Consider the following 11,587-nt stretch of genomic DNA (forward strand, 5'->3'; position numbering starts at 1 on the left):
AGACGACGCGTCGGCGTCGCCTCGGCCGTGCGATAGCGCGACGACCGCCTCGGTCGACGCGTCCGCCGGGCCGGCCGCGTCCTCCCGCGGCCGACGGCCGTTCCGGGACACTCAATACGCGCCACCGACCCCCATTAGACAATGACGAGTCTCGGCACGGCGAGCGCGGCCCCCGGCGAGATCGACACGGGGCGGCTCACGGTCGGTGAGACGCGCGACGGCACGACTGTCGGCCTCCCGGTCGCCGTGATCAACGGCGAGACGGACGGCGACACGCTCTACGTGCAGGCGGCGAGCGACGGCGACGAACTGAACGGCGTCGGCGTCGTCTCGCGCTTCGTCCCGCAACTCGATCCGGCGGCGCTCTCGGGGACGGTCCTCGTGACAGGGATCGCCAACTTCCACGCTTACCAGGTCGCGGAGCACCGCAACCCGATCGACGACACGAAGCTGAACCGCGCGTATCCGGGCGACGCGCACGGGTCGTCCTCGGAGCGGATCGCACACGCGACCTTCGAGGCCGCGACGCGCGCCGACATGGTGATCGACCTACATCAGGGCTCGACGAGTCGGATGATCAACGAGGTCCGGGTGCGCTGCGGTCGCCACCACCGGCTCCACCGCGAGTGCCTCGAACTGGCGAAGGTCTTCGACTGCGGGCACATCCTCGACCAGAAGGGTCCGGAGGGCCAGCTCGCGCGCGCCGCGCCCGACGAGGGCATCCCGACGATCGACCCCGAACTCGGCGGGTGCGTCGGCTGGGACGAGGAGTCGATCGAATACGGCGTCACGGGCCTCTTCAACGTCCTGCGTCACTACGGCTATCTCGACGGCGACCACCAGCCCGGCCCGCAGACCCGCGCGCACGCCTTCGATCGGTACGGGGCGCCCGCGGGCGGTCTCGTCGACTACCGGGTCGACCTCGGCGACGAGGTGTCACGCGGCGACGAGCTCTTCCGCGTCGTCGACTCCTTCGGACAGGTGAAAGCGGAGGTCACGGCGGACAACGACGGCGTCTTCTGGCGCTCGCGTCGCCTCCCGCAGGTCGCGACGGGCGAGTACGTCTGCTCGGTCGGGACGACGATCGACACGTACTGATCGCGGACGGCGCTCGCTGGCGGGGCGACCGCCGGGCGGCGAACGGGTGAGAGACCGAAGACGAGGACGCGCGCGACGGACCGATCAGCGGACGGTCTCGACGTCGACGAACGCGTCGTCCGCGGCGGTGAGCCACGTGGTGACGAGCGTGTCGTCGTCGGCGTCCGCGGGGTAGACCGTACACTCGGCGTCGCCGTCGTGCTCCTCGACGCGGCACGCGAGATCGAACTCCGGCCACGTCTCGGTCTCTCGCACGAGTCGCAGGTCGGTGGTCGACGCGGCGTCCGCAACGCAACCGCGGGTCATTCGTCCACCTCCCGATTCGCCGCTGGCGCGGCAGTCTCGGATCGCATCGGTCACTCGAATCCAGTCGCGCCCGACATATATAGGCGTCCATCTGATTCGAAATTAAAACCGAAACGATTCACACCCGGGCGCATACGCGGCCAACAGCCCTCCTATGCGCCCGTCGCAGTCGGCGGCCGTGCGACGCCGTCCGTCGCCGCCCGTCGCCGTTCTTCCACCGCCCCTTCACCGTTCCGGACGCGTCGGCGCGTCCCACGACCCTCGGACGAGCGGGCGCGCGATGTGGCGGCGCGCCCGGGGCGGCACCTCGTACCACCCGGGGTCGAGGTCGCGCTCGATCGGAACCGCGACCTTCCCCGGTGCGCTCGTCCCGCAGTCCCGACACCGATAGCCCTGCGTCGCGCCCGCCGACTCCATCGTGCGCCCGCAGTCGGGACAGGTCGGCGTCGTCCGCGCCGTCGTCACGCGCTCCCGGAGGGCGAACTTCTCCAGTTTCAGCGTGCCGTCGCTCACCTCACCGCAGAGCGTCACCTCGTCGCCGACGCGGAGATCGCGCACGCGATCGCGGAAGCGCTTCGTCGGCTCGAACGCCGCACAGCGTGCTCGGCCCGTCTCGTCCTCGACGGCGAAGAAGACGTGGCCGCCGCGCTCCGTCTCCGGGGCGCGCGTCACCGTCCCGTCCACCCGGTACGCCCGACCGTCGCGGAGCGCGTCGAGCGCGTCCGCGTCGCGGAGATGCGCGTCCGTCCCCTGGTTCGTCACGAACGTCCGCGCGGCCGCGATCGATTCGCCCTCGATCCGGGCCGCGACATCCCGGCAGGCCGCGGGGTCGTCGCCGCGGATCCCGTAGAGGATCGGTCCCGGCGTGTGCGGGACGCAGACCGTCTCGCCGGCCGCTCGATCCACCGTGTCCCAGACCGTCGGATAGGCGGCGTCCGCGGCCGCGAACACCGAGTCGTGTTCGACGTCGCGCTCGCGCCCCCAGCGCGACGGCTCGCGGTACGCGATGCGCTCGTAGGTCCATCCGTCGAACGCGCGCCACGCGCCCACCGCCGCGAGCGCGCCGATCCGCCCCCGACCGTTCTTCCACCCCTCGCTGCGGTAGCCGACCTCCTCGCAGCGCGCCAGTGCGTCGTCGATGCCGTGGTGGTCGCGCACCGCCTCCCGCGCGAAGTCGGCGACCGCGTCCGGAACGGCGGCCGGATCGCCGGGTGCGACGACGAGTCCGGGGTTCGTCCGGTCGTCGCCCACTTCTGCGGCGTCCGCGATCGCGTCGCGCGCGACGGCGAACGCGTCGTCGACGGGAGCGTCCGTGTGGAGCGCGAGCGCCGCGTTCCCCCGCGTCTTGTGCTCGACGGCGGGGTTCAGCCGGACGAGGAGGACGCGCGCGACGTCGTGGCCCCGGACTTCGAGACTCGTCGCTATTCGGTGGGCGACGTACGTCGTGCACATCCCCCGCGTCCGCGAGTCCGTATCGTCGATGCCGACCGTCGTCACGCACGTCCCTAGCCGTCGAATCCACGTACGGCTTTCGGGGTTCGTCTCCCGCTGGCACAATACATATATGTGCATACCGGCTTAGAAACCCGTATGTCCCGGTCGGCACTCATCGAGAACGTTACCGCGATGCTGGAGGACGCGGGGTTCGCGGTGAGCGACCGGTGCGTCATCCGCCCGAAGAGCTTCGACGTCGCCGCCCGCCGCGGCGACGACCTGCTCTTCCTCAAGATCCTCGGGAACGTCGACGCGCTCGACGGCCCGACGGGCGCGGAGATGCGCCGGCTCGGCCACTACCTCCACGGCACCCCGATGGTCGTCGGGCTCCGCACCCGCGACGAGGAGCTCGAACGCGGTGTCGTCTACTTCCGCCACGGCGTCCCCGTCATCAGCCCCGACACCGCCCTCGACTTCTTCGTCGAGGGCGTCCCTCCGCTCGTCTACGCCGCCCCTGGGGGGCTGTACGTCAACATCGACGGCGACGTCCTCGCCGACGAACGCGAGGAACGGGGATGGAGCCTCGGCCGCCTCGCCACCGAACTCGGCGTCTCCCGACGCACCGTCTCGAAGTACGAGGACGGGATGAACGCCAGTATCGACGTCGCGGTCAAACTCGAAGACGTCTTCGGCGACGACCTCACCAGCCCCGTCGACGTGCTGAACGGCGCCGACGAGGTCCGCGACGCCGACCCGACCCCCGAGGACCCCGACGCCGACCCCGAGGACGAACCGATCGTCGCCGTCCTCACCCGCGCCGGCTTCGACGTCCACCCCACGGTCCGCGCGCCGTTCAACGCCGTCGGCGAAGACACGAACCGCCCAGAGGGACTCCTCACCGGTCACTCCTCGCTCACTGACGCCGCGGTCAAGCGCGCGCGCATCATGGCCAGCGTCGGCCGCATCACCCGCACGCGGGCGGTGTACTTTGTCGACGAGGCCACCCAGACGTCCATCGGCGGTACCGCCATCATCGAGCGCGCGGAACTCGAACGGATGGACGACCCGGACGCCTTCCGCGACCTCCTCAAGGAGCGCGGCGAGGACGCCGAAACGGAAGCCTGACCCGAACCGCCGCCTCCACATCCCTCTTCCCCCTCGAACGCGTACGCGACGACGTGAGCGACCTCGAACTGTACATCCTCCCCGGCTGTCCGTACTGCGCGAAAGTCATCTCGAAGCTCGACGAGCTCGGCCTCGACTACGTGGAACACGAGGTCCCGCGCTCGCACGGTCAGCGCGACGAGGTGAAAGCGATCAGCGATCAGACCGGCGTCCCGGTCCTCGTCGATCCCGCGACCGACGTGACGGGGATGCCCGAGAGCGACGACATCGTCGAGTACCTCGACGAGCAGTACGCCTAACGACCGCACTCCTCGGCGTCGGTGGTACCTCCCCGGTCGATTCGGTCGACGCGACACCGGCGTAGACCGCCCGCGGGAGACGACGACAGCGCCCGCCGTCCGTCCTCGTTCGCTACTCGCTGAGCCCGTCCGCCAGCCAGTCCGCGACGTCGAGCGCCCGGTCCGCGAGCGCGCGCGGGACGTCGCCCGCCTCGACGTCCGACTCCAGTTCGTCCTCGTCGACGACGTCGACCGTCCCGTCCGGGTACTTCACGACGTCCACCTGCAGGTCGACGTACCGGATCGCGTCCGGGAACAGCTCCACGGGGGTCGAGACGTTCACGTAGGTGCCCTTGTTCGTGCCGTCCGTACCCTCGTAGCGCGTCATGTACCACTCGCGCCCCTCTTGGATCCGCGTCGTGGCGACGTCGCCGGCCTCGCGCTCGGTCCCGAGGGCGTCGTAGGTGCCGCCCGGATGCATCTCGCGTTCGAGCGTCACCTTCCCCGTCGACGGTTCGCAGTTCGTGATCGTCCCGCTCCCGAGCGTGATGAGGCGGCCGCTCGGCTTCCCGTGTTCGATGGCGAGCGCGTCGCCCTCGCGCGGCCCGAACGCGGCCGAGACCGCGTCGAAGGGGAACTCCTCCGCGTCGACGCCGACCGCCTCCGCGAAGTCGACGGCGCGACTCGCCGCCGGCGTCGCGGCCTTCGTCCGGTGGTGGCCGGGCATCGTCGCCGTCGCGGCGCTCCGGCGGTCGTCGAGCGCGAAGCGCGCGTCGCGCCCGAACCAGACCCACGCCGTCCGCAGCGGGCGATAGACTGCCCGCGGCGCGTCGACGTCCCCCGCCTCGTCGATCGCGCGCTCCATGTCGTCGGTGCGCTCGACCGCGGCTTCGAGCGCCTCGCGGAGCGCCGCGAACGACGCTCCGTCCGCGGCGCGGCCCCACCGGACCGCCCACGCGTCGGGGACGTCGACGTTCAGCATCTCCGTCGTCTGGACGAGCTCGTGCTCGGCCGTGCCGTCCGGCGTCGCCGCGACGAGCGCGTCCCCCTCCTCCAATGCGGCGAGCGCGCCCACACCGGGAGTCCGGAGTGCCGTCGTGGCCGTCGCGCGGCCGTCGAGCCACGGCGGCGCTGGTTCCCGGATCTGCACCCGGAGCGTATCGCCTGTCTCGACGTAGCCGTCCGCGGCGTCGAACGGGAGGTAGGCCTCCCGCTCCCCGCCGAGGTCGAGCACCGCGCCCCCGCCGGTCGTCCCGGAGACGCGCGCGTCGAACACCGCGCCGGCCGGCACGGACTCGTCCCAGTCGAGCGCGTCCTCCCCGACGCCGACGCAGCGCTCGCGCAGCGACGCGACGGCGTCGGGGCTCCCCGAGAGCCCGACGCCCTGTCGGTCCGCGGTGGTCTCCACGGTGACGTCGGCGGGGTCGTCCGGGAACGCCGCGTCGAAGCGCTCGCGGATCGGCTCCGACGCTTGGACGACGGTGTGCCCGGCGTCGAGACACACCGCGGTGAGCGCCGTCGCGTAGATCCCGCGGATGCGAACGCGCATCACTCGAGCGCGTCCCGCGTCGGTGCGAACCGGACCCGGTCGTGGACCGTCGGCCCGAGTTCGAGTTCGACCGTCCCGTCGTCGAGCGCTCGCGCCCCCTCGACGTAGACGCCCCACGTGTCGAACCGGAGGAACCCGCGGACGTCCTGGCTGTGCGTGAAGAGGTCGCAGTAGTCGATGTCGTGTTCGGGATACGGGTCGTTCGAATGCGTCTGCTCCATGTCGGAGTAGACCGTCTCGTGGTCCGCGAAGAACGCCGAGATCTCGGCGGCCGTCTCGCGCGCCTCGCGCGCGACCGTCTCCTCGACGTCGCGGAGGGTGTCGGCCGAGACGCCGGCCTCGCGGAGCGCGCGCCGGGTCGGCTGATCGAAGAGCATGCCGGCGACTACGCGTGACTGGCTGAAAAAACGTCGCTCTCGCCCGAAGAACTTAGAGCGAGCCACCTGTACCGCGGGGCATGCCGCAGAAACGCGATCCGATCCAGCGCGCCGCGGACGGACGCGACCTCTACGACGTGGCGTCGTGGGAGGAACGCACCGCGATCGATCACCTCGCCGCCCGCCTCCACGGACTGCTCACCGTCGGCGGTCGGTGGTCGGTCATCGCGCTCGCCGTGGTCATCCTCGCCGCGCAGTTCCTGATCGTCGGCGTCGCGGCGTTCCAGAACCCGCTCCTCGGCGTCTACGTCCTGCTCTCGATCGTTCCGGCGGCGATCCTCGTCTTCTCCGTCTGGCGCATGGACGTCACGATGCGCGAGCCGCTGTCGATGCTCGTCGGGACGTTCGTCCTCGGCTTCCTCTTCGCCGGCTTCGCTTCCGTCCTCAACACCGTTCTCAAGGACTTCATCGCCCCGATCGCCATGGTCCTCTTCTTCTTCGTCGTCGTCGGTCCCGTCGAGGAGACGGTGAAGTGGCTCGCCGTCAGACTCTACGCGTACCGATCCGAGCGATTCGACGCCGTGATCGACGGTGCGGTGTACGGCGCGGCCGCCGGTCTCGGCTTCGCCACGATCGAAAACACGATCTACATCACGAATCAGTTCCTCACCGCCGCGAACAGCGCGACGCTCCAGACCGCGCTCGGGCAGGCGCTCCAGACCGCGACGCTCCGCACGTTCGCCGGCCCGGGCCACGTCATCTACTCAGCGTTCGCCGGCTACTACCTCGGTCTCGCCAAGTTCAACTCGGAGAACCGCGGCCCGATCGTCGTCAAGGGCCTGCTCATCGCCGCGACGATCCACGCGGCGTACAACACCGTGGTGACCTACGCCCCCCAGTTCTTCCCGAACTGGAACCTCCTCGCGTTCATCGGGTTCGTTCTCGTCTACGACGGCGTCTTCCTCCTCGTCCTCTACCGAAAGCTCTCGCGCTACCGCGACGTCTACACCGACCTCGACGCCGGGAAGGCGTCCGAGGACCCCTTCGAGGACCTGACACCCGCGGTCGAGTACGTCGGCGACGAGACGTAGCGCGTCGCCGCGAGGAGGCGGAGACGTCGATGAGCGCGCGCCCCGTCGTCGTCCGATCGTCGCCGGCGCTTCTAGTACGTCTCCAGTCGCTCGACGTACTTGGCGACGACGTCGAGCTCGACGTTGAGCGCGTCGCCGGGCTCGCGCTCGTCGAGCGTGGTCTCCGCGCGCGTCGTCGGGATGACCGCGACGTCGAACGTCCCCGCATCGTCGTCCACGCTCGCCACCGTGAGGCTCACGCCGTCGAGCGCGATCGATCCCTTCTCCGCGACGTAGCGCTCGTACCCCGCGGGGAGGGCGAACGTGTAGCGGTAGTCCTCCCCCACCCGCTCGATCGCCCGTACCGTCGTGGTGGTGTCGACGTGGCCCTGCACGACGTGACCGTCGAAGCGCCCGTCGGCCGGGAGCGCGCGTTCGAGGTCGACGCCGTCACCGACGGCGCGCTCGTCGAGGCTCGTCCGCGCGACGGTCTCGGCGGCGAGGAACGCCTCGAACCACGCGCCGGCGTCCGTCTCGCCGTGGTCTTCGACGGTGAGACAGACGCCGTCGACGGCGACGCTCTGCCCGTGGCTGAACCCGTCGATCCCGTCCGTCTCGATCCGGAGGCGGCGTCCCCCCTCGTCTCGCGTGACGTCGACGACACGGCCGGTCGTCTCGACGATCCCCGTGAACATGCGAACAGTTCCGAGACGTATCACGAAAGTGTTGTCGCTCCCGGCGCAACGCCTACGGGCCGCGACCCCCTCACGCGCCCATGGGGATCCTCTCGCAGCTCTCCGTCGTCGTCACCCTCGCCTTCTGCGCGCCGCTCATCACGCTCGGCGCGCGGTACGCGCTCGCGGGGAAGCCGCTCGCCCTCCTCTTCCTCGGCCTCGCGGCGCTCGTCCTCGGCGTCGAGCGCTACGTGCTGACACCGGACGACGTCGCCGTGGCGGCGGTCGAGCGCGCCGTCGGTGCCGTCGCGCGCGACCCCGACGAGGACGCGAATTGATCAGTCGACCGTCGGCGACAGCGACGTCCGGTACTCCCCGAGTAGCTCGTACCCTTTCTCGGTGATGACCGCGAGGTCGGCGATCCGCACCCCACCGCCCTCACCCGCGTCGAACACCGTCGGCGCGAGGGCGACGACGTGCCCGGGCTCGAGCTCGCTCGTCCCCGTCAGCCACGGCGCTTCCCGACGGGCGAGGCCGGCGCCGTGGCCGAGCGCCCGTGTGCCACCCGTTCGCCCGTCGCCGACGGCGTCGAAGCCGTACGCGACGATCTCCGCCGCCGTCTCCTCGTGCACGCGACTCGCCGGCGTCCCGGCTTCGAGCTCGGCGAGGCCGGCCTCGCGCGCCCGCGTCACCGCGAGGTGCGCGCGGCGGTCCCAGCCGCCGTCGGTGTCGACGACGAACGTCCGGGCGAGCCGACCGTGATAGCCGGCGGCGTCGCGCGGCGCGAGATCGACGAGGACGGGGTCGTCCGCCCGGATCGGATCGTCGCCGCCGCGCGCGGGGTCGCGCCACGCCGCCCCCGCGGCGACGAGGGTGTTCCCCGCGGGATCGACGCCCGCGCGCGCCAGCGCCGCGTTCACCTCGCGGCGGAGGCTCGCCGTCGTCAGCGCGTCGCCCCCGTGGATGAGCGCCGCGGCGTCAGCGTCGGCGTCGCCTCCGATTCCTTCTCGCCGCTCCGCGTTCGCGAGCACGGCCTCGGCGCGTTCGACGCCCGCCGCCGCGGCCGTCTGGACGGCTCGGATGCGCTCGATCTCCGCTTCGGTCTTCGTCGCGCGCGCGGCGTCGAGCGCGTCCGTCGAGGCCACCTCGTAGCCGGCGCGTTCGAGGTAGAGCGCGGCCGCGTGCGGGATCGTCGCCGTCGCCAACACCGTTCCCGTCGCCTCGCGCTCTGCGAGCACGGCCGCCGCGCGCTCCCCCGCGGCGTGCCCGTCGATCGAGCCCGCGCCCACCACCGTCCCGTCGAAGGCCTCCCTCGCCGCGCTCGCTGCACCCGGCGGCGGACAGAGCAGCCGCTCGCCGGCCGCGCTCAGGAGGAACGCGCTCGGCCGATCCGGGAGGGCGGGGCCGGCGAGATAGCGCATCGTCGCGTCGCTCCGATCGCCGACGTGGACGAACGCGGCCGCATCGCGCGCCTCGATCGCGTCGGCGAGCGCCGTCGCGGCCCGCCCGTCCGTCGCCGTCACGCCTAGTTCATCGAGATGGGCGCCGCCGCGTTCGACAGCGCCTCTTCGAGGGTCTCGCCCGTCGGCTTCCCGTAGAGCAGGACGTCGAGCGGGAGCGTCGGCGCGCCCGTCACGAGGTTCTGCATGAGGACGAGCCGCTCGCGGGCCCGCGACATCCCGACGTAGAAGACGCGGCGCTCGTTGTCCGTCAGGACGGGGACGGGGTCGCTCTGCCGGGTGAACTCCTCAACGCCCTCGGGGAGGTCGTCGGGGTCGGCCGTGGCGGCCATCTGCTCGACGACCTTCTCCGTGAGGTCGGTGGCGAGGAAGACGTGGTCGGCCTCGCGGCCCTTCGCTGAGTGGATGGTGCCGACGCGGACGCGATCCGAGTTCATCCCGCGGTAGTCGCCCTGGAAGTAGGCGTCGATGGAGCGGCGCTGGTAGCGCGTCACCTTCCGGAGCATGTCGGCGGCCGCGGCGGGCGCGGGGACGAACGGCACCCAGTTCCGGATGAACTCGGGGCTGAACTCGAGCTCGTCGAGCGGGGCGTCGGCCTCGTCGCCCTCGCTGGCCTCCTCGCGGCGCGCGTCGATCTCGTCGCGGAAGTCGCTGCGGTCGTTCGTCCCGAACGCCGAGTCTTGGAGCATGTCCATCAGCCGGCGGGCCTGCAGGCCGGTGACGGGCTCGCCCGCGTCGATCGCCTCGACGGCCTCGACGTACTGCTGGAGCCGGTCCGTCCAGAGGCGCTGGTCGGTCAGCGCCTTGAACGGGATGCCCTCGGTGATGAACTCGTCCACGAAGTCGAAGAGCTGGTAGCGCGCGCGGAAGAGGATCATCACCGTCTCGTCCGTCGTCTCGATCGTCCGCCGGACGTTCCGTACGAGATCGAGCATCGACGGCGAGTCGACGGCCTCGACCCGCCCGCCCTCCTTGCGCGGATTCAGGTCCTTCTCCTGGCGGTTCGTGATGTGACCGACCTCCTGCTGGACGATCTTCAGCACCTCGGAGGGGAGCCGATAGGAGTTCGGGAGGACGACGTTCTCCGTCACCTCGGTGTCGAGCAGGAGGTCCGGATCCGCGCCCTGCCACGCGTAGACGACCTGGTCGTCGTCACCCGCGATGAGGACGGTGTCCATGTGGGGCTTCCACTCCTGGTAGACCTTGTACTGGAGGCTCGTGATGTCCTGGAACTCGTCGATGACGAGGTGATCGACGTTCGGGACGAGCGAGCGCTGCTCGACGCGTTCGAGCATGTCCGCGAAGCCGACGAGCTCGTGTTCGCCCTTGTAGGTGCGCCACGCCCGGATGCACTCGGGGATGTCGTAGCGCTCGTCGCTGGACGGCCACGTCGGCGTGTACTTGTTGCCGACCTGCGCGTTGTCGTCGATCTCCGGGGGGAGTCGGACCTCCTCGTCGTCCCAGTTGAACGGCACGTCGTACCACTCGGCGACGTCGCGCCCGGTCCGCTGGAGCCACTGGCTCGTCGCGATGACCTTGTTCCCGAGCGTCGTCGAGCGCGCCGTGCGCCGCGATCCCGACGCGTACTCGTCCTCGTACGGGATCCCGTAGTCCTCGCAGAAGGCCTCCTTGTCGTCCTCGCCGACGACGTCGCCCCGCGAGAGGTTCAGGAGCTCGTAGGCCTTCGCGTGCATCGTGGAGACGTTCCCGCGCAGCGAGCGCGGGTTCACGTCGAGGCGCTCGGCCAACCGCTCGCGTACCTCGGCCGCGGCGGCGCGCGTGTAGGAGACGACCAGCACGTCCCGTATCTCGACGTCGTCGTCTTCGAGGATCTCCTCGACGCGGTCGAGGAGCGCGGTCGTCTTCCCACTGCCGGGACCGCCGAACAGGCGCGTGACCTGTGGCTCCGACTGACTCATTACACATCTACAGGACCTACGAGGGTATAAGCGGCGTGACTTTCCGCGACGGAAACGGACGAAACCGACGGCTCAGGTGCGACGAGTGGAGCGCGCTTCGCGGACCTCTGCACCGTCTCGGATCTTGTCTTCGCAGTTCGGACAGACGCGGGGGGCGGTGTGGCCGTCCGGTGTGAACACCCGCGCGTACGCGTCGGTCACGAAGGACCCACAGTTCTGACAATCCGGCATACTCACTACTCGGGTAGGACGCAACCCGCCTTAGTTATACTGGCCACCTAACCTATCTGAATACCG

At 70.7% G+C, this 11,587-nt stretch carries 13 protein-coding genes; 5 read left to right on the forward strand and 8 right to left on the reverse strand.

Features of this window, described 5'->3' with window-relative positions; all coding sequences use genetic code 11:
• Positions 1–141: 141 nt before the first annotated feature.
• On the forward strand, positions 142–1,098 hold the full coding sequence (locus IEX91_RS05785; RefSeq protein WP_188877667.1) for a succinylglutamate desuccinylase/aspartoacylase family protein: 957 nt from the start codon (positions 142–144) through the stop codon (positions 1,096–1,098).
• An 84-nt stretch (positions 1,099–1,182) separates the two neighbouring features.
• Here the strand turns inward: IEX91_RS05785 and IEX91_RS05790 are convergent, their stop codons facing one another.
• Entirely contained in the window at positions 1,183–1,404 is a 222-nt protein-coding gene (locus tag IEX91_RS05790; RefSeq protein ID WP_188877940.1) for a DUF7511 domain-containing protein, read from the reverse strand.
• Between the two features lie 225 nt (positions 1,405–1,629).
• A complete protein-coding gene (locus IEX91_RS05795; RefSeq protein WP_188877668.1) occupies positions 1,630–2,901 on the reverse strand; it encodes a tRNA(Ile)(2)-agmatinylcytidine synthase in 1,272 nt (423 codons plus the stop codon).
• Positions 2,902–2,994: 93 nt separating this feature from the next.
• Here IEX91_RS05795 and IEX91_RS05800 point away from each other — a divergent pair, with 93 nt between their 5' ends.
• Both IEX91_RS05800 and IEX91_RS05805 read left to right on the forward strand, forming a co-directional pair.
• A complete protein-coding gene (locus IEX91_RS05800; protein WP_188877669.1) occupies positions 2,995–3,963 on the forward strand; it encodes a transcriptional regulator in 969 nt (322 codons plus the stop codon).
• Between the two features lie 53 nt (positions 3,964–4,016).
• Complete coding sequence (locus IEX91_RS05805; RefSeq protein ID WP_188877670.1) at positions 4,017–4,262, forward strand: glutathione S-transferase N-terminal domain-containing protein; 246 nt, start codon at positions 4,017–4,019, stop codon at positions 4,260–4,262.
• A gap of 112 nt (positions 4,263–4,374) precedes the next feature.
• On the opposite strand, the gene IEX91_RS05810 is transcribed toward IEX91_RS05805, so the two are convergent.
• Positions 4,375–5,790, reverse strand: coding sequence for a DUF402 domain-containing protein (locus IEX91_RS05810; protein WP_188877671.1), 1,416 nt, complete (start codon positions 5,788–5,790; stop codon positions 4,375–4,377).
• A complete protein-coding gene (locus IEX91_RS05815; protein ID WP_188877672.1) occupies positions 5,790–6,167 on the reverse strand; it encodes a DUF7532 family protein in 378 nt (125 codons plus the stop codon). The genes IEX91_RS05810 and IEX91_RS05815 overlap by 1 nt, the downstream gene beginning before the upstream one ends.
• An 80-nt stretch (positions 6,168–6,247) precedes the next feature.
• Here IEX91_RS05815 and IEX91_RS05820 point away from each other — a divergent pair, with 80 nt between their 5' ends.
• Positions 6,248–7,258 carry a PrsW family intramembrane metalloprotease gene (locus IEX91_RS05820; RefSeq protein ID WP_188877673.1) on the forward strand — a complete coding sequence of 337 codons (1,011 nt, stop codon included), beginning with the start codon at positions 6,248–6,250 and terminating at the stop codon, positions 7,256–7,258.
• A gap of 71 nt (positions 7,259–7,329) precedes the next feature.
• Here the strand turns inward: IEX91_RS05820 and IEX91_RS05825 are convergent, their stop codons facing one another.
• Positions 7,330–7,932, reverse strand: a complete 603-nt coding sequence (locus IEX91_RS05825; protein WP_188877674.1) for a riboflavin synthase — start codon at positions 7,930–7,932, stop codon at positions 7,330–7,332.
• Positions 7,933–8,012: 80 nt separating this feature from the next.
• On the opposite strand from IEX91_RS05825, the gene IEX91_RS05830 reads away from it, so the two are divergent.
• Positions 8,013–8,249, forward strand: a complete 237-nt coding sequence (locus IEX91_RS05830; protein WP_188877676.1) for a DUF7533 family protein — start codon at positions 8,013–8,015, stop codon at positions 8,247–8,249.
• Here IEX91_RS05830 and IEX91_RS05835 read toward each other — a convergent pair whose 3' ends face one another.
• The 3 genes from IEX91_RS05835 to IEX91_RS05845 all read right to left on the reverse strand — a co-directional run bounded on the left by IEX91_RS05835 (position 8,250) and on the right by IEX91_RS05845 (position 11,521).
• Positions 8,250–9,434, reverse strand: a complete 1,185-nt coding sequence (locus IEX91_RS05835) for a M24 family metallopeptidase (RefSeq protein ID WP_229772800.1) — start codon at positions 9,432–9,434, stop codon at positions 8,250–8,252. It abuts the gene before it with no gap.
• Positions 9,435–9,436: 2 nt separating this feature from the next.
• Positions 9,437–11,290, reverse strand: coding sequence for a UvrD-helicase domain-containing protein (locus IEX91_RS05840; RefSeq protein ID WP_188877677.1), 1,854 nt, complete (start codon positions 11,288–11,290; stop codon positions 9,437–9,439).
• A gap of 72 nt (positions 11,291–11,362) precedes the next feature.
• Entirely contained in the window at positions 11,363–11,521 is a 159-nt protein-coding gene (locus IEX91_RS05845; RefSeq protein ID WP_188877679.1) for a DUF7563 family protein, read from the reverse strand.
• Positions 11,522–11,587 lie beyond the last annotated feature (66 nt).

This window comes from Halarchaeum nitratireducens, assembly GCF_014647155.1.
GTDB lineage: Archaea > Halobacteriota > Halobacteria > Halobacteriales > Halobacteriaceae > Halarchaeum > Halarchaeum nitratireducens.

Bases quoted from the DNA above. Each gene is read 5' to 3' on its own strand.
- IEX91_RS05785 (WP_188877667.1), top strand. From the start codon at position 142: ATGACGAGTCTCGGCACGGCGAGCGCGGCCCCCGGCGAGATCGACACG.
- IEX91_RS05790 (WP_188877940.1), bottom strand. From the start codon at position 1,404: ATGACCCGCGGTTGCGTTGCGGACGCCGCGTCGACCACCGACCTGCGA.
- IEX91_RS05800 (WP_188877669.1), top strand. From the start codon at position 2,995: ATGTCCCGGTCGGCACTCATCGAGAACGTTACCGCGATGCTGGAGGAC.
- IEX91_RS05810 (WP_188877671.1), bottom strand. From the start codon at position 5,790: ATGCGCGTTCGCATCCGCGGGATCTACGCGACGGCGCTCACCGCGGTG.
- IEX91_RS05815 (WP_188877672.1), bottom strand. From the start codon at position 6,167: ATGCTCTTCGATCAGCCGACCCGGCGCGCGCTCCGCGAGGCCGGCGTC.
- IEX91_RS05820 (WP_188877673.1), top strand. From the start codon at position 6,248: ATGCCGCAGAAACGCGATCCGATCCAGCGCGCCGCGGACGGACGCGAC.
- IEX91_RS05825 (WP_188877674.1), bottom strand. From the start codon at position 7,932: ATGTTCACGGGGATCGTCGAGACGACCGGCCGTGTCGTCGACGTCACG.
- IEX91_RS05830 (WP_188877676.1), top strand. From the start codon at position 8,013: ATGGGGATCCTCTCGCAGCTCTCCGTCGTCGTCACCCTCGCCTTCTGC.
- IEX91_RS05840 (WP_188877677.1), bottom strand. From the start codon at position 11,290: ATGAGTCAGTCGGAGCCACAGGTCACGCGCCTGTTCGGCGGTCCCGGC.
- IEX91_RS05845 (WP_188877679.1), bottom strand. From the start codon at position 11,521: ATGCCGGATTGTCAGAACTGTGGGTCCTTCGTGACCGACGCGTACGCG.